This window comes from Enterococcus innesii, assembly GCF_022846515.1.
In the GTDB taxonomy this organism is placed as follows: domain Bacteria; phylum Bacillota; class Bacilli; order Lactobacillales; family Enterococcaceae; genus Enterococcus_D; species Enterococcus_D innesii.
Window position 1 is genome coordinate 2,361,023 of record NZ_AP025635.1, and the last position, 16,662, is coordinate 2,377,684.

The window sequence follows — 16,662 nt, forward strand, 5'->3', positions numbered from 1 at the left end:
ACGATTTTTCTAGATTGGTTCATTTTCAGCTGTGTATAATAGAAATAAACTGTTTTTTTTGCAGAAAACTACGAGTTAAGAATCAATTAATAATTAGTTAATAGCTGATTTAGATCTGCTTGCTAGAATGATCACAGAAGCAAGCAAGGAGGAAGTAAAAATGGAAAATGTTCTAACAATCAAAGGATTAAACAAATGTTACGGCAAACAGCAGGCGCTGCATGATGTCGATCTAACGATCGCGAAAGGAGATATTTATGGATTGGTGGGGAGAAATGGTGCTGGGAAGACGACCTTATTAAAAGCAATCGTTCAGTTGATCCAACCCACTGGTGGCAGTCTACAGTTGTTTGGTGTCGAAGGCGGCAAAGCGTACACCCAGATGCTGAAACGCGTCGGCAACGTGATTGAGACTCCAGTCGCTTACGACCAATTGACCGCTAAACAAAATCTAAACTATTATTGCAAAATCAGCGGGGTGGTGGAACCTGATGCCGTTAGTAAGGCACTGTCGTTTGTTGGTTTGACCAATGTCGGCAACAAGAAATACCGTGATTTTTCTTTGGGTATGAAACAAAAGCTCGGCTTAGCCATCGCTTTATTGAACCAACCGGATTTTCTGATATTAGATGAGCCGATCAATGGCTTGGATCCTGTAGCGATCGTTGAGTTTCGGGAGCTGCTTTTACGATTGAATCAAGAACGCGGCATGACGATTTTGATTTCCAGCCATATTTTAGAAGAGTTGTACTTAGTGGCTACACGTTTTGGGGTCATTAGTGAGGGGCGTCTGATCAAAGAGATGACCAAACACGAATTCGATCTGATGGCGAAACGGTTTATTCAATTAGAAGTAGATGATGTAGCCACAGCTAGCCGCTTACTGGACAGTCAGCTGATTTCTGAATATAAAGTTGTCAGTGACCACAAAATTCATATTTATCAAGAGAATGTGTTGATTCGGGACCTGGTCCGTCAGCTGGTTTATGAAGGGATCGCTATTGATCGGATTTCTTTTGAAGGGGAAAATCTAGAGTCGTATTTCAAAGAGTTAGTAACAAGTGAAGGGGGAAAGTAAGATGTTGAATTTTATTCGAGCCGATTTGTATCGTTTATCAAGAAGTAAAAGTTTTTGGATCACAGAAGGAATTATTTTATTGTTGGTGATTTTATCCGTTGTTTCCAAGGGTAGTGTAGGGGTCACTCTTGGGGATAGTACGCAAACAGCAGGTAGCCTTACGGAAATGACTGGCTTTCTGGCGATCCAGACCAGTCTGTCTTCCATGTTGCTGTATTACTCCTTGCCATTGGTGATGCAGGTCTTAGGCAGTGAGTACACGAAAGGGACCATGAAGAATATCATTACCGTCGGTGTCTCTAAACCCGCTTATCTTTTTGGGAAATTCTTGGTATATGCGTTGGTACTGGTCTTACAGATCGTCGCGATTTGTGTGGTGAGCTTTGTAGCGGGAACGGTTATTGGGGGGATTGGTTATAATGACCTTTCACAGATAGAAAACTTGTTGTATTATTTCGTTAGTTTTGTACTGATTTTATTAGCGACGTCCTCTTTTGCAGTGCTAGTTCTGTATTTAACCAAAAATACAGCAGTCAGCGTATTGGCGACGATTTTTATTCCGATGGCCTTTGCGATTGCCCGAATCTCCTTACCCAACTGGAAGTTTTTAGAATACTTGGACTTTCAAGGTGGGTTAGAGATGGTGACCATGACTACTTTCCAAACATGGAAAACAGTCCAACCAATTTTTCTTGGGAGCCTAATCAGTTTGCTGCTTTGTCTTTTGGCTGCGCATCTGGTGTTTAAGAGACAAGAATTGTAAGAGCAGAAAAATGCCCAACCGTATCGACTAGTGAAGGTCGAGCGATTGGGTGTTTTTTGTGTATAGCTATGAGTTAGTAGGATTCAACGGACTGCTGCCAAAACAAAGTCAAACGAAACGTCTCTTCGGTTGTATCCAATTGGATTTTGCCGTCTAATGCATTAGTCAATGCCGCGATGATATACAGACCAAGTCCGGCTTGCTGTTTATGCCGCGAAAGGTCTTCCGTATAAAAGCGGTGGGTCAATTTTTCTGGGTGCTGGATCGGTGCCTTCAGCTGATTTTCCTGTTGGAAAACGATGCGCTCTCCTTGCTGATTCAAGCGGATCGTCCCCGTTTCAATGCCATGTTCCAGCAGGTTACCAAGGACATTTTGGAAAATTCGTTGCCAGCTTTTTTTATCTGAAATGATCATGATGTTGGGTTGGATCGCAACCGTCAGTGATAAATGGTTTTCCTCAAAAGAAGGATAAAGCTGGAGTAGTTCTTCTTCCAATAAACGAGAAAGATCGAATTCTTCCAAAGTCAAAGCCAGTTGATTGTCTTTGAGACGCTGATAGGTCAATAACTGTTCCAGATGATTTTCGACTTTTTCTAGGTTGCTGCTGACTTTATCCAGCAGCTGTAGTTGTTGCGGGGTGAGGGTCTTATCGGCTTGCAGCAGTTGTGTGTAGCCGCTGGCGACCGTTAAAGGTGTGCGCAAGTCGTGAGAGATATTTTGAATGGCTTGTTCCAACTGCTGGTTTTCTTGCAGCATTTGATAGTGTTGCTGCTTATTTTTTCTAAGTATCTGATTGTTTAGCAAGGCGATCGCTTTTAAAGCGGGGATGCGGGTCTGCAGATGGATCTCTTGATTTGTTTCGATTTCGCTGATTCTTGCTAATTGCTGGTGGTACTTTTTTAGATCATATAGTAAGAAAAACCAATAGCCCAACAATAACACAACGATCAAAGCGGCGAAAAACTGAAGTATATGCATGGGGTTCCTCCTTTTTAAGCTAGCTTGATGCCGATGCCCCAGACAGTATCGATATACGCTTCATCTGGATCGAGTGTTTTGATTTTGCTGCGTAAATGGCTGATATGGACATTGATCGTGTTTTCTTCACCGTAATAAGGTTCCTGCCAAACCGCTTCATAGAGCATTTCTTTCGTATACACTTTTTTGGGGTTGGTTAAGAGCAGGGAAAAAATCTCAAACTCCTTTTTCTTTAACTGAACCGTTGCTTCTTCTCGTTGCAGCTGAAACGAGTCAGGCAACAGTTGAATGTTTTTATACGAGTGGCTGCTGGCAACTGGAGGGGTTTGTTTATTTGTGCGCAATTGAACAATGATACGGGCCTTTAATTCTTCGACATTGAAGGGTTTGGTCAAGTAATCATTGGCACCCGCCAGCAAAAGGGTGGAAACATCGGCTGGTTCATCTAAGGCAGTCAAGATAATGACGGGGACCGTGGAGGTTTGGCGAATTTCTTGCAAGACTTGTGTCCCATCTTTACCGGGGAGCATTCGATCTAGCAAAATCAAGTCGAAAGCATCTTGCTGAAAAAGCAGCAGACCTTCCGTGCCTGAATAGGCTTGCTGGACGGTATAGTCAGCTGCTAAAATAGTAGCCAACATTTCGCTGATCTCATTGTTGTCTTCGATAATCAAAATTTTCATTTGGTTTTCCCAGTCTCCTTGCATTTATTGCATCTATTATAAGCAATTCCGCAAGAAAAAGCATTAGTTGCTTTTAAAAAAGAAAATGGCTGATTTTTCGCAAAAACGGTTCTTTTTCGGTTAGAATAAGAGAAAAGCCATAAAGGAAGTTAGAACGATGAAGGTATCTATTGAGCAAGCAATCGCAGCGGTCACCGCCGCATCATCGGTGACCTTTTTGACGGGTGCCGGTGTTTCGACCCCATCGGGCATTCCTGATTACCGTTCCTTAAAAGGGGTCTATCAAGGAGTGGCCCAGCCAGAGTATTTGTTAAGCCATGACTGTTTAGAAAACGAACCGGAAACATTTTATCAGTTCGTCAAGCACCTCTACCATCCTCAAGCACAGCCTAATATTATTCATCAAAAAATGGCTGAGCTGCAAGCGAAGAAAACCGTCTGGGTCGTTTCGCAAAACATCGATGGCTTGCATGAAAAAGCAGGCAGTCACCAAAGAATCGATTTTCACGGCTCCTTGTACAACTGTTATTGCCGAAAATGCGGCAATCCGGTACCTTGGCAAGCATATTTGCAGGATTGGCACCATGCAGGATGTGGCGGTCAGATTCGGCCAGCGATCGTGCTTTACGGGGAAGGATTTACGGATGAAACCATTGAAGGAGCCATTCAAGCCGTTGCTCAAGCCGACCTGACGATGGTCGTGGGGACTTCGCTGCAAGTCTATCCTTTTGCAGGGTTAGTCGATTACAGCCAGCAGGTGTTGGTCATCAATAAGGAACCATTGGCGATCCCGAATGAATATGGCATGTTGACCGCAGCAGCCGAAACGTTTTTCCAGAAAATTGAATGAAGGAGTTTATGATATGACACAACGTACCGAAAAAGAGAAAATGATTGCTGGCGAATTGTACTTTTCCCCAGATCCAGAATTGGTGGCAGATCGAAAGTATGCCCGTGAACAAATGAACCTAATCAACCAAGAAACTGATACAACAATCAAAGAGCAGTTACTAAAAGAAACTTTCGGCTCTGTGACTGGACGAATCTATATCGAACCGAATGTCCGCTTTGATTATGGCTACAATATTTCTGTGGGCAAAAACTTCTATGCTAACTACGACTGTGTGCTATTAGATGTTTGTCCCATTACCTTTGGCGACAACTGTATGCTGGCACCCAATGTTCGGTTGTTTACGGCGACGCATCCATTACATCCGGTCAAACGAAACAGCGGCTTAGAATTAGGGGCCCCGATCGTGATTGGCGATAACGCATGGATCGGTGGTGCGGCCACGATTTTGCCAGGGGTCCGCTTAGGCAACAATGTCGTGGTGGGGGCTGGCAGTGTCGTTACAAAATCATTCCCAGACAATGTTGTGCTGGCGGGAAATCCGGCACGGGTCATCAAGACGATCGACTTGGAAGAAGAAAACAATCAGCAAGATCCTTTGGCTGTTCAGCGGGCAGCGATCGATGACATTGATTGGCAACTCACGCATCTTTTGGAAAAACGTATGAGCACGGTCAATGAAATCGTGCAATTGAAGAAAAGCAGTCAACTGCCGGTATTAGATGAAAATCGTGAAGAGAAAGTGCTGGAAAACATTCGGCAGGCAATTTCTAATCAAGCCTACGAAGAAACGATTTTGGCTATGTTTCAATCAATTATGAACCACTCAAAAACCTATCAAGAGAATCAATTGGAGGAATGAGTATGGATGGAGCAACACGTCGAGAAAACATTTTAGCGGCATTGAAGCAAGCGGACAAAGCGATCAGTGCCAGCAAACTGGCAGAATCCCTCGGAGTCAGCCGTCAAATCATCGTTGGGGACATTGCCTTATTGCGAGCAGCTGGTGAAGCAATTGTGGCTACGGCTCGCGGCTATCGTCTGCAAGCGCTGTTGGATGAGGCAGGACATGTCAGTAAGCTAGCGGTACAGCATCGACCTGAACAAACGGAAGAAGAATTGCGCATCTTTGTCGCTTGTGGTGTGGAAGTGGTCGATGTCATCGTTGAGCATGAGATCTATGGAGAGATCACTGGCAATTTGCAGATTCAAACAAACCAAGACGTGACTGATTTCATCAACAAAACCAAACATGCAGAGGCCCGCTTGCTCTCAGATTTAACCAATGGGGTACACTTGCATACGTTGCGCTACACTGATCCTGCGGCTCTGGAAAAAGCCAAACAACAGTTAGCAGAAAAAGGCATGCTCTACCAAAATTGAGGCGTAAACCATTCTGGCAAGGACGCTATCGGCAGTCTTGGGGAACACTTAGATGAAAAAATTGTGATTTTTTGTTGACAAGGCGTTCATTTTCCAGTAAAGTACAACTCAACAAGAATAATGAATCTGTTGAGAAGGAAAGTAACCGCGGATACTTTAAAGAGAGACTCTGGTTGGTGGAAAGAGTCAAGTCAGAAGCGATGAAAAATGGCCTTGGAGGATTGATTGTCGATAAGTAGGCAATCACGGATGCGCACTACCGTTACAAAGTGCACCAATCTCTAGCACGACTAGACGTTGGGTTGAGGGAAGGGAAACCTTCTAAACAAAAGGTGGTAACACGAGTATTCGTCCTTTTACTAGCAAACGCTGGTAAAAGGATTTTTTTTATACCTAAAAATCAAATAGCACCACACACGAAGAATTGGTAAGTACAAAAGCACGTTTTTTCAACAGAGAGCTTCGGTAGCTGAAAAGAAGCATCAAACGACTTTTAGAAAATGGCCAAGGAGTGATTCGTTCCGAGCAGTAGTTTGCAAGGCGACGACGGTAGCGACCGTTATCTGGCTAGAGTATGATCGTACTCGAAAAGGAGCTGTATGCGAGTGCAGCTTAAACTGAGGTGGTAACACGCAAAAAGGCGTCCTCAAACAAGTCACAAGTGACTTGTTTGAGGATGCCTTTTTTATTGAAAAAGACAAGAACTAGGGGGAAGACGATGATTTCATTAAAAGACATATCAGTAACATTCAATCAACCAAAGAAACCCGCGATCCAAGCGGTCAAAAACGTATCGATCGAGATCGACAAAGGGGACGTGTACGGCATCGTGGGTTACTCAGGCGCCGGGAAAAGTACACTCGTCCGTGTAATCAACTTATTGCAGCGACCAAGCAGCGGCAGCGTCGTCGTCAATGGCACGGAGCTGACCACGCTTTCGGCGAAAGCTCTGCGAGAAAAACGGAAAACGATCGGAATGATCTTTCAGCACTTCAACTTGATGGACAGTCGCAATGTTTTTGATAACGTGGATTTTTCCTTGAAATATGGGGGACGGTCCAAACAGGAACGTCATCAAAAAGTTACCGAGCTGCTGGCGCTTGTTGGATTGGAAGAAAAAGCCCAAGCGTTTCCTAGCCAACTATCTGGAGGACAAAAACAGCGGGTCGCCATCGCCAGAGCTTTGGCAAATGATCCAGAGATCTTGTTGTGTGATGAGGCAACTAGCGCCCTTGATCCGAAAACGACCTTACAGATATTGGCTTTGTTGAAAAAATTAAATCGAACCCTCGGCTTGACCATCGTGATTATTACCCATGAGATGCAAGTTGTCAAAGAAATCTGCAACAAAGTGGCAGTGATGGAAGACGGCGAAGTCATCGAGCAAGGCTCAAGCGTTCAGATTTTCAGCCAACCAGAAAAACCTTTGACCAAAGATTTCATCCGAACGGCGACACACATCGACCAAGCCTTAGAAACGATCCTTGGCAGTTCGAAATTTTCTTCCTTGGCACCGAACGAATGGCTGGTGGAGCTGTCCTATGTGGGGGATCAAACCAATGAACCACTGATCGCCCAATTGTACAGCCGCTACAAAGTGACCACCAATATTCTTTACGGCAACGTGGAGATCTTGCAAGAAGTGCCGATCGGCAGCTTAGTCGTTAGCTTATCCGGCGAATACCAACAGCGTAAACATGCCTTAGAATATTTGAAGTCTCAAGGGGTTTACACCAATATTTTAAAAGAAAATCATGCAGAACCATTAAACAATGTAATTAAAGGAGGATTTTAGATGGCTGCCTTATTAGAAAGATATTTTCCCAATGTTGTTGCGATCCAAGATGAATTTGTGACAGCAACGATCCAAACCTTGTATATGGTTTTTTGGACCTCTTTGATCGCGGGCATCTTAGGCATCTTGTTAGGGATCGTTTTGGTAGTGACTCGACCGAATGGGATTTTAGAAAATCGACCGCTCTTTGAATTTCTCGATAAAGTCATCAATGTGGTGCGCTCGATCCCTTTCATTATCTTATTGACGTTACTAGGAACCTTTACCAGATTCCTTGTCGGAACGACCATCGGCGAAACAGCAGCATTGGTTCCTCTGATTGCTGGGATCATTCCTTTCTTTGCTCGGCAGATCGAGATTGCCTTGCTAGAAGTTGACCCCGGTGTCGTGGAGGCAGCTGAAGCGATGGGCACCAGTCCTTTCGGTATCATTTTTCGGGTCTATTTGCCAGAAGGCGTGGCGGGAATTATTCGGGTCTCTGCATTGACCGTGATCAATGTGATCGGATTGACCGCCATGGCAGGAGCAGTCGGCGCTGGCGGTTTAGGAAACTTAGCCATCACCCGCGGGTACAACCGATTCCAGACCGATGTTACGATCATGGCGACCTTGATCATCTTAGTATTCGTTTTTATCAGTCAATTTGTCAGCAACCTACTCATTAAACGAGTATCACACTGACCACCACTTACGTACAAATAAAAAAACAAGCAAGTCTATGGAGGAAGAAAAAATGAAAAAATTCGTACAATCAATCGTCTTAGGGGCAGCATTATTATTTATTACAGGATGCGGAAACAATGGCAGTGCCGCAGCCAATGATCAAGAAGAAGTCACGGTGAAATTAGGGGTGATTGGTGCAGACACCGATGTCTGGGATGATGTCAAAGATCGTTTGAAAGACGAAGGCATCAATTTAGAATATGTCCAATTTTCTGATTACAACCAACCCAACGCAGCCTTGGCTGATGGTTCCATCGACCTCAATTCATTCCAACACCAATTTTTCTTGGACAACTATAATGAAGAATTTGGTACTGATCTCGTATCGATCGGCAATACAGTCAATGCACCATTAGGTATTTATTCCGACAAAGTGACGGATGTCAACGACTTGGCTGAAGGAGCTAAAGTTGCGATCCCTAATGATGTGACCAATGGTGGTCGGGCATTGCTTTTGTTACAATCAGCTGGATTGATCAAAGTGGATGAAGCAGCCGGACAAACACCAACGGTCGCGGATATTACAGAAAACCGTTTGAACTTAGAAATTTCAGAACTTGATGCAGCGCAAACCGCTCGGGCACTTTCCGATGTCGATGTTTCGGTCATCAATAGCGGCATGGCGGTAGATGCAGGATTTGTACCAACCGAAGATGCGATCTTTTTAGAGCCTGTTGATGAAACGGCCCGTCCTTATGTCAACATCATTGCCGCCCGTAAAGAAGATGAAGACAATGAAGTATACCAAAAAGTGGTCGCTGCTTACCAAACAGAGGATACGAAAAAAGTCATCGAGGAAACGTCAAAAGGATCAAGTGTTCCTGCTTGGGAAACCTTTGGAGCAAAATAAGCACCATGTAATTTGATAAAAAACTGAAAAAGCATGTATAAAAAGGAGAGATTTGATTATGACAACAGCAACTATTACAAAAGCAACGATTAAACCATTTATCCAAGAGCGTTTAGCCGCTTATCAAGCCTTGGCATTAGATATCCATAATCACCCAGAAGTCAGCAACTATGAGTTTTACTCAGCCGATGCCCTGATCGCCCAATTAGAAAAAGAAGGCTTTGCTGTCAAAAAGGATGTGGCAGGCCATCGCACCGGCTTTGATGCCCGCTATGTCAGTGGGAAACCTGGTCCGACGATTGCCTTTTTAGCCGAGTATGATGCGTTACCTGGCATCGGTCATGCCTGCGGACACAATCTCTTCGGGACTTATTCCGTCTTAGCTGCCAGTGCTCTACAACCTTTCATCGATGAGCTCGGCGGGGAGATTCGAGTCTATGGGACGCCAGGAGAAGAAGGTGGAGAAAATGGTTCCGCTAAAGGTAGTTTTGTCCGTGAAGGGTTCTTCAATGATGTCGATGCCGCTCTTTGTGTCCATCCAGCCCATCGCTATGGCAAAACGACAGCGTCATTAGCCAATGATCCAGTGGATATCAAGTTCTATGGTCGAGCTTCCCATGCGGCAGCAGCACCAGAAAAAGGCATCAACGCGTTAGAAGCATTGTTGCAAGTCTTTAACGGGATCAATGGGTTGCGCCTGCATTTACCAAAAGACGTCAATATTCATGGTGTGATCACCGATGGCGGCGTGGCAGCCAATGTCGTGCCAGAATATGCAGCCGGTCGTTTTTATTTACGAGCAGCCAATCGAGCAACCTTGAATGATGTCTACGAGAAAGTCGAAAACATCGTCAAAGGAGCCGCTTTAGCCACGGGAGCGACCTATGAATTCGGCTTGTTCCAAAACTCCGTCGATGATGTGATCGTGACACCAAGTTTTGATGAGATTTTCTTCGCCCATGCCCAAGAAGCGGGCGTACCTGCCGATGAGATCGATACGGAAGCAAAAGCAAGTCTTGGTTCTTCTGATGTCGGCAATGTCAGTCAAGTGATCCCGACGATCCAACCCACCGTTTCGATTTCAGATGACTACATTGCGGGGCATTCGGAAGAATTCAAAGCCGCTGCTAAGAGTGAAAAAGGCTTGCAGTCGATCGCTATCGCGGCTGAACTTTTAGCCCTGACAGCGTTAGATCTTTTTGAGCAACCGGCGTTATTAGAAAAAATCAAAGCCGATCATCAAGAAAGTTTAGCGAAAGGCAATTAATGCCAAAATCGTGAAAGAAGATATCCAGAGGATACTCAATAATATAGAAGAAAAAAAGTCTCTGCCGCAAAATGTCGGTAGAGACTTTTTTGTTAGTCGATGACTAAAATGCCTTCTTTTAATGAAAAAGGATTTTGCTGATTGATATGATCGTAGAACATGACCCCGTTCAAATGATCGATCTCATGCTGAACGACGATCGCAGGATAGTTCTTCAAACGAACTTTTTTCTTTTTGCCGTTAATGTCGTAATAGCTGATCGTGATCCGGGCATGGCGCACCACGTAGCCGGGCACTTCACGGTCCACGGACAGACAGCCCTCGCCTTCACCCAGACAAGCTTCTTGCACGGAATGACTTAAAATTTTGGGATTGTATAGAACATCTTTAAAATCAGGTTCAGTTTTTTCTGGGTCGCTGCTAGGGACGAGGACCGCTGTGATTCGTTTTGAAATATCTAATTGAGGAGCTGCTAGACCAACGCCGCCTCTTAATTCAAGTTCTTCTGCCTTGACTGGGTCTTGGCTGTTTTCTAAAAAGGTCATCATTTCTTTTCCCAGTGCGATATCTTCTTCGCTTAAAGGAAAAGGTACTTCTTTTGCTACTTCACGCAAGGTTGGATTGCCTTCGCGAATAATATCATCCATTGTAATCATTGATGATGTGATTCCTCCTACTATGTAAAAATGACGAAAGCAAGTTTCGTTCCTAATAAAGTGTACCATAACTGTAGAAAGAAGGGCATAAGAAAGTTTAAAGGGTAAAGCTTTCTTATTAAATGAAACGATATTTCTATATTTGTGATTTTATTATGAAATATAGTTGCGAACGAGAAAGGAATCAGTTATAATGCTTTTATAGAAAACGGTATCACGAAAGTGACTCACCAAGGAGGCAAAGAGATGTTCGGCTTTTCTGTATTTATGAACGAAGACTTGACGGCAGCAGAACTTGAGCAGATGACTGCGATGGCATCAGGCTTTAAAGGGATTTTCACCTCCATGCACATACCAGAAGACGATCGCAGTACCTATCGGCAGCGTCTGACGGACTTGGGAGGTTTCGCAAAAGACCATCAGCTGTCTTTAATGGTAGATATTTCTGGAAACGCCTTAGCAGAAGCGGGCTTTTCCATCGACAATCTGGCGGAACTAAGGGAGATCGGTGTCACTGGTTTACGAATGGATTATGCGATCGACAATCAGCAAATCGCTGCTTTTTCAAAGGAAATGACCATCAGTTTGAATGCCAGTACATTAACGGAAAAAGACATTCGAGAGCTGCAGGCGTATGGAGCCGATTTTACTCGATTGGAAGCTTGGCACAATTATTACCCTCGACCAGAAACGGGACTGGATGCTGACTGGTTTCAGGAGAAGAACCGCTGGTTGAAAGCACAAGGCTTTTTTGTCCAAGCCTTTGTTCCAGGAGATGCCAAGAAACGCGGACCGTTATTTCAAGGATTACCCACACTGGAAAGACACCGCAACTGGTCGCCGTTTGCCGCAGCGATCGACTTGTTGGCTACCGGCTCAGTTGATGCTGTTTACATCGGTGATGGGATGGTTTCTGCAAAAAGTGCGCAGCAGTTTGCGACGTATCTGCAAGAAGCGCGGATCGTTTTGCGGGTCAAAGATCTTGGTTCGACTTACTTTGAACACGTACTAGGGAATCACCAAAATCGTTACGATGAAGCTCGAGATGTCTTGCGTAGCGCCGATGCCCGTTTCAATGCCATTCCAGAAGTCAAACCTGAACTTAGTCAAGAGCGGCCAATGGGTGCTGTGACGATCGATAACCAAGAGTACTTGCGCTATATGGGAGAGATCCAGGTGTGCAAACGATCATTGCCTGCAGACCCCAAAGTCAACCTCGCCGCTCAGGTGATACCAGCCGATCTGCCTTTGATCCAACAAATCAAAGCAGGGATGCGATTTAAATTAGAAAGAGATGATTCCAATGAATAAAATCAATTTAGACAAATTAACGACCGAACGACGCAATAGCGAAACGAGCAATTTAGATGAAATGACGATTTTAGAAGCGTGTCAAAAAATGAACCAAGAAGATCAAAAAGTTTCCTATGCAGTGGAAAAAGAAATTCCTAGTATTGAAAAAGTCATTGAACAAACTATCGCTGCTTTTAAAAAAGGCGGACGCTTGATTTATCTTGGCGCTGGTACGAGTGGTCGATTAGGCGTCTTGGATGCGGCCGAATGTGTCCCAACCTTTGGGGTATCACCAGAGATGGTGGTTGGTCTGATCGCCGGTGGCGAAGAAGCGATGACGGTCGCTGTCGAAGGAGCAGAAGACTCCTTAACGCTAGGGAAACAAGACCTTGTCGATCTGAAGTTGAACTCAAATGATATGGTGATCGGGATCGCTGCCAGTGGTAGAACTCCTTACGTGATTGGGGCTCTTGATTACGCCAATGAGCTTGGTGCCACAACGGCTACGATCGCTTGTAACAAAGATGCGGAGATCTCTCAACATGCCAGCTTTCCAATTGAAGTCGATTGTGGCCCAGAGTTTCTGACGGGTTCGACTCGTTTAAAATCTGGGACGGCCCAAAAATTGATTTTGAATATGATCTCGACGTTATCGATGGTAGGGATCGGCAAAGTCTACAATAATTTGATGGTCGACGTGAAAGCGACCAACGAAAAATTGGTGGAACGCTCAAAACGGATCATCATGCAGGCAACTGAAGCTGATTATGAAACAGCCGCCGCGGCATTTGAAGAAGCAGATCAGAATGTCAAATTGGCGATCGTGATGCTGTTGACGGATAGCACGAAAGACGAAGCACAAGCAAAACTTGCCACGGCACAAGGGTTTGTCAAAACGGCGTTAGGAGGAGAAAAGTAATGGCAAAAGAAACACTGACGGTAGAAGAGTTAGCGGAGAAGATTTTTCAAGAAGCCGGCGGAATGGACAACGTAGAAACAGTCAATCACTGTATGACTCGCGTACGAATGACCGTCCGCGACCACGACAAGGTCGATCAACAAGGGTTAAAAGAGATTCCCGGTGTGATGGGGGTCGTCAATGACGAGCAGCTGCAAGTCATTATCGGACCAGGGAAAGTCAACAAAGTAGCCAACGCAATGGTGGCAAAAGCCGGTGTTGATTTAGGGCAAGAGATCCCGCAACAAAAATCAGGCAAAGAGGCGTTATCAGAAAAAACGGCAGAAATGAAAGCAGCCCAAAAAGCCAAACAAAAATCATCACCATTGAAGTCGCTGCTGAAAGACATTTCAAATATCTTTGTTCCAATGATTCCAGCCTTCGTTGGTGCAGGACTCGTTGCAGGGATCGCCTCCGTTCTGACCAACATGATCACGGCTGGGCGATTAGATGGAGACACTTGGAATTATTATGTCATGATTTTAAACGTCCTCAGAAATGGGATGTTCACCTATTTAGCGATCTTTACTGGGGTCAATGCTGCGCAGGTCTTTAAAGCCAATCCAACCCTTGGTGGAGTGATCGGTTCGATCATCTTGCTGACAGGTATGAACCCAGAAGCCCCGATCCAAAACTTGTTCACTGGCGAAGCGTTAGCTGCCAACCAAGGGGGGATCATCGGTGTGATCTTCGCTGTATGGCTTTTGGCGAAATTAGAGGCAGTGCTGCATCGAGTGATTCCTGAAGCGATCGATATTATCGTGACCCCGACGTTGTGTTTGTTGATCATCGGTTTGACGGAGATTTTTTTGATCATGCCATTGGCCGGCCTGATCTCTGACAGCTTAGTCGGTTCGATCACTTGGGTCTTGAATGTGGGCGGGGCTTTTTCTGGGTTTGTCTTAGGGGCGGCCTTCCTACCAATGGTCATGTTTGGTTTGCATCAAATTTTGACCCCGATCCACATCCAAATGATCGAGGCAACAGGCAGCACGCAATTATTACCGATTTTAGCCATGGCTGGTGCCGGTCAAGTCGGAGCAGCTTTAGCCTTATGGGTACGACTACGTAAAGACAAAGAGCTTTCTGAAATGATCAAAGGTGCATTGCCAGTTGGGATTTTAGGCATTGGCGAACCATTGATCTACGGAGTGACATTGCCATTAGGTCGACCATTTATCACTGCTTGTATTGGTGGTGGGATCGGTGGTGCGGTCATTGGCGCTTTGACAAATATCGGCGCAACGGCGATTGGACCATCAGGGTTAGCTTTGATTCCATTGATTGCCAACGGCCGTTGGATGGGCTATATTTTCGGCTTGTTAGCAGGCTATGCTGGCGGCTTCGTTGCCACCTACTTCTTTGGGATTCCGAAAGATCGCTTAGAAGCAGTCAAAGAAAGCGAGGCAGAGGAGGCAAAATCAGCTGCAACCGTCACTTCCGTGCAATCGCAACCAAAAGAAACGAGTGAAACGGCGGCAAAGGAAACGGCAGCAAATTCATCAGCAACAACGATCGATACCCCCTTATACGCAGTAGCAACAGGTACGACAAAATCGATCAGTGCATCAAGTGATCCGGTATTTTCGCAAAAAATGATGGGCGACGGGTATTTTGTCTTGCCAGACAATGGGGCGATCTTTGCACCAGTAGCAGGGACCATCACGACGATTTTTCCAACGAAACATGCATTGGGGATCAAGACTGCCAGCGGGCTAGAGATTCTGCTGCACATGGGGGTCGACACCGTCGAATTGCAAGGAGCACCTTTTGAGATCCTGGTGGAGGAAGGCCAAGCCGTGACACCAGCCACCCAAGTTGCCCAAGTCGATTTGGCGCAGTTGACAGCCAAAGGCAAAGCTACTGAGATGCTCGTGATTATCACCAATATGGACCAAGCAGCCAACGTTGAACTGTTACCGATCGCGGAAACAAAAGCAGGTCAAGCAGTCATGCATGTGGCAACGATAAAATAATGGTAAAACCTCTATCTGATAAAGATAGAGGTTTTTTTTAAGAAGTTACTAAATTGATTGCGGAAACGAGGTCTTTATGTTACAGTTTCGTTACAAAGGGAGAAATCCCATTCGAGGAGGCAATGACGATGAAAAAAATAATTTGGTTCGGACTAATGACGCTGGCATTTTCACCATTGATGGTTCATGCAGATGAAACGGCTACGAGTGGAAGTGACAATCCGGTTGCCGTTAGCGAGACGCTTTCATCAGAAGGGCAAACAGATAGTGAGCAGATCCAAAATTCTGCCCAAGAAAGTACAGCGGAAGACCAAGAAACGGATCAATCCGCTACTTCAGAAACTACAGCTGACGAGAATCAAGAGCCAGTCGATTCCGAAGCCGTTATTGCCTCGATCCAAGCAGAGACAGGGACGCAAAACGTCAATGAGATCAACACGTTAGCTGATGAACCTAGTTCGCTACGTAGTGCCTTAACTCAAGGGATCACTGAAGGCAGTGTGACCGCATTTACCCAAGAACAGTTGGACCAGTTGACAGATGAAGAATTGATCAATGGCAATCGCCTAGCACTACGTTATTCTAGTGATGCGATGGGCTTTGATATTGCTTACTTGGCAAAAATCATCGGTGCCTTGTTTGTCGATCAGACGTTATCCTGGGAAGCCATTGAGCCACAACTGGCTTTTGATGCGAATAGCTACGCCAGTTTTGCTGACCTGATTCCTGTCGTGGATCAGTTGCAGGAATATTTACGGGTCGTCTATCCAGCAGACGGAGTCTTTTTACATTTGAATCAAGCCGTTTCCAACGAATGGATGATTTCGATTTTAACCAATTTGAATCAGATGGAACAAGAGATGCAAGTCGATCCAGGTGCCTTTGTTCCAGGACGGATCTCTTATATCATTCAAGCGGCAAATGATTCCATGTATCTGCCTACAGGCACGCAAACGAGTACGACTGAAGAAGCGACCGCAACATCGACGACCGCTCAAGAAACAGCGACAACGACTTCTTCGAAAGAGGCCAACGCTACTGCCGATGGCGAAAAAACATTACCTAAAACCAATGAAGCGCCAAGCTATACCTTATTGATCGCAGGGATCATCCTGCTGCTGATCGTTTTCTTGATTTTATGGCGCCGAAAGAAAAAATGAACGTTATTTATAATAGGCAGAATGAAAAAATAGCAACCTTCGTTTTCCATCAGGGAAACGAAGGTTTTTTGTTTTCAGAAATTTCATTTATGATTTCTTTTCAAATAACGCCTTTTATAAAAAGACCAGAATCGATTCCTTCATAAAAAAGTCAAATTTAAATTCTTGCATTCTCTGGTGAAGGGTGTATAATGACACAGTGTCATATGACATCGTGTCATATTGAGAGCTGTGATTTATTTTAATTA

16 protein-coding genes and 1 other annotated feature are annotated in these 16,662 nt (G+C 44.9%); of the genes, 13 read left to right on the top strand and 3 right to left on the bottom strand.

What is annotated here, in order from left to right:
* The first annotated feature begins 160 nt into the window (after positions 1-160).
* Together ENLAB_RS11105 and ENLAB_RS11110 are read left to right on the top strand one after the other, a co-directional pair.
* Positions 161-1,078, top strand: a complete 918-nt coding sequence (locus ENLAB_RS11105; RefSeq protein ID WP_244351130.1) for an ABC transporter ATP-binding protein — start codon at positions 161-163, stop codon at positions 1,076-1,078.
* A 1-nt stretch (position 1,079) separates the two neighbouring features.
* Positions 1,080-1,841, top strand: a complete 762-nt coding sequence (locus tag ENLAB_RS11110) for a DUF2705 family protein (protein ID WP_200125861.1) — start codon at positions 1,080-1,082, stop codon at positions 1,839-1,841.
* Positions 1,842-1,914: 73 nt separating this feature from the next.
* On the opposite strand, the gene ENLAB_RS11115 is transcribed toward ENLAB_RS11110, so the two are convergent.
* Both ENLAB_RS11115 and ENLAB_RS11120 read right to left on the bottom strand, forming a co-directional pair.
* Complete coding sequence (locus ENLAB_RS11115; RefSeq protein WP_200125862.1) at positions 1,915-2,820, bottom strand: sensor histidine kinase; 906 nt, start codon at positions 2,818-2,820, stop codon at positions 1,915-1,917.
* 14 nt (positions 2,821-2,834) lie between these two features.
* Positions 2,835-3,503, bottom strand: a complete 669-nt coding sequence (locus ENLAB_RS11120; protein WP_200125864.1) for a response regulator transcription factor — start codon at positions 3,501-3,503, stop codon at positions 2,835-2,837.
* Between the two features lie 157 nt (positions 3,504-3,660).
* Here ENLAB_RS11120 and ENLAB_RS11125 point away from each other — a divergent pair, with 157 nt between their 5' ends.
* The 7 genes from ENLAB_RS11125 to ENLAB_RS11155 all read left to right on the top strand — a co-directional run bounded on the left by ENLAB_RS11125 (position 3,661) and on the right by ENLAB_RS11155 (position 10,371).
* Complete coding sequence (locus ENLAB_RS11125; RefSeq protein ID WP_140965120.1) at positions 3,661-4,353, top strand: NAD-dependent protein deacylase; 693 nt, start codon at positions 3,661-3,663, stop codon at positions 4,351-4,353.
* Between the two features lie 13 nt (positions 4,354-4,366).
* Positions 4,367-5,215, top strand: a complete 849-nt coding sequence (locus tag ENLAB_RS11130; RefSeq protein WP_081118266.1) for a chorismate mutase — start codon at positions 4,367-4,369, stop codon at positions 5,213-5,215.
* Complete coding sequence (locus ENLAB_RS11135; protein ID WP_200125866.1) at positions 5,212-5,736, top strand: transcription repressor NadR; 525 nt, start codon at positions 5,212-5,214, stop codon at positions 5,734-5,736. Before ENLAB_RS11130 ends, ENLAB_RS11135 begins: the two co-directional genes overlap by 4 nt.
* Positions 5,737-5,856: 120 nt before the next feature.
* Positions 5,857-6,095 (top strand) — a binding site (T-box leader).
* Between the two features lie 359 nt (positions 6,096-6,454).
* Positions 6,455-7,531, top strand: coding sequence for a methionine ABC transporter ATP-binding protein (locus ENLAB_RS11140; RefSeq protein WP_086293864.1), 1,077 nt, complete (start codon positions 6,455-6,457; stop codon positions 7,529-7,531).
* The gene (locus ENLAB_RS11145) at positions 7,532-8,212 is read left to right on the top strand and encodes a methionine ABC transporter permease (RefSeq protein ID WP_010748680.1); all 681 of its coding nucleotides are present in this window, start codon (positions 7,532-7,534) and stop codon (positions 8,210-8,212) included.
* Between the two features lie 52 nt (positions 8,213-8,264).
* Positions 8,265-9,104: a MetQ/NlpA family ABC transporter substrate-binding protein gene (locus ENLAB_RS11150; protein WP_081118269.1), complete on the top strand. Its 840-nt coding sequence runs from the start codon at positions 8,265-8,267 to the stop codon at positions 9,102-9,104.
* Positions 9,105-9,162: 58 nt separating this feature from the next.
* Positions 9,163-10,371: a M20 family metallopeptidase gene (locus tag ENLAB_RS11155; protein ID WP_081118270.1), complete on the top strand. Its 1,209-nt coding sequence runs from the start codon at positions 9,163-9,165 to the stop codon at positions 10,369-10,371.
* 92 nt (positions 10,372-10,463) lie between these two features.
* Here the strand turns inward: ENLAB_RS11155 and def are convergent, their stop codons facing one another.
* The gene (gene def, locus ENLAB_RS11160) at positions 10,464-11,027 is read right to left on the bottom strand and encodes a peptide deformylase (RefSeq protein WP_005227211.1); all 564 of its coding nucleotides are present in this window, start codon (positions 11,025-11,027) and stop codon (positions 10,464-10,466) included.
* A gap of 246 nt (positions 11,028-11,273) precedes the next feature.
* On the opposite strand from def, the gene ENLAB_RS11165 reads away from it, so the two are divergent.
* The 4 genes from ENLAB_RS11165 to ENLAB_RS11180 all read left to right on the top strand — a co-directional run bounded on the left by ENLAB_RS11165 (position 11,274) and on the right by ENLAB_RS11180 (position 16,414).
* The gene (locus ENLAB_RS11165; RefSeq protein ID WP_244351132.1) at positions 11,274-12,338 is read left to right on the top strand and encodes a DUF871 domain-containing protein; all 1,065 of its coding nucleotides are present in this window, start codon (positions 11,274-11,276) and stop codon (positions 12,336-12,338) included.
* Positions 12,331-13,239 carry an N-acetylmuramic acid 6-phosphate etherase gene (gene murQ / locus ENLAB_RS11170; RefSeq protein WP_244351134.1) on the top strand — a complete coding sequence of 303 codons (909 nt, stop codon included), beginning with the start codon at positions 12,331-12,333 and terminating at the stop codon, positions 13,237-13,239. Before ENLAB_RS11165 ends, murQ begins: the two co-directional genes overlap by 8 nt.
* Complete coding sequence (locus tag ENLAB_RS11175) at positions 13,239-15,254, top strand: glucose PTS transporter subunit IIA (RefSeq protein WP_244351136.1); 2,016 nt, start codon at positions 13,239-13,241, stop codon at positions 15,252-15,254. The genes murQ and ENLAB_RS11175 overlap by 1 nt, the downstream gene beginning before the upstream one ends.
* 128 nt (positions 15,255-15,382) lie before the next feature.
* Complete coding sequence (locus tag ENLAB_RS11180) at positions 15,383-16,414, top strand: LPXTG cell wall anchor domain-containing protein (RefSeq protein ID WP_077453959.1); 1,032 nt, start codon at positions 15,383-15,385, stop codon at positions 16,412-16,414.
* Positions 16,415-16,662 lie beyond the last annotated feature (248 nt).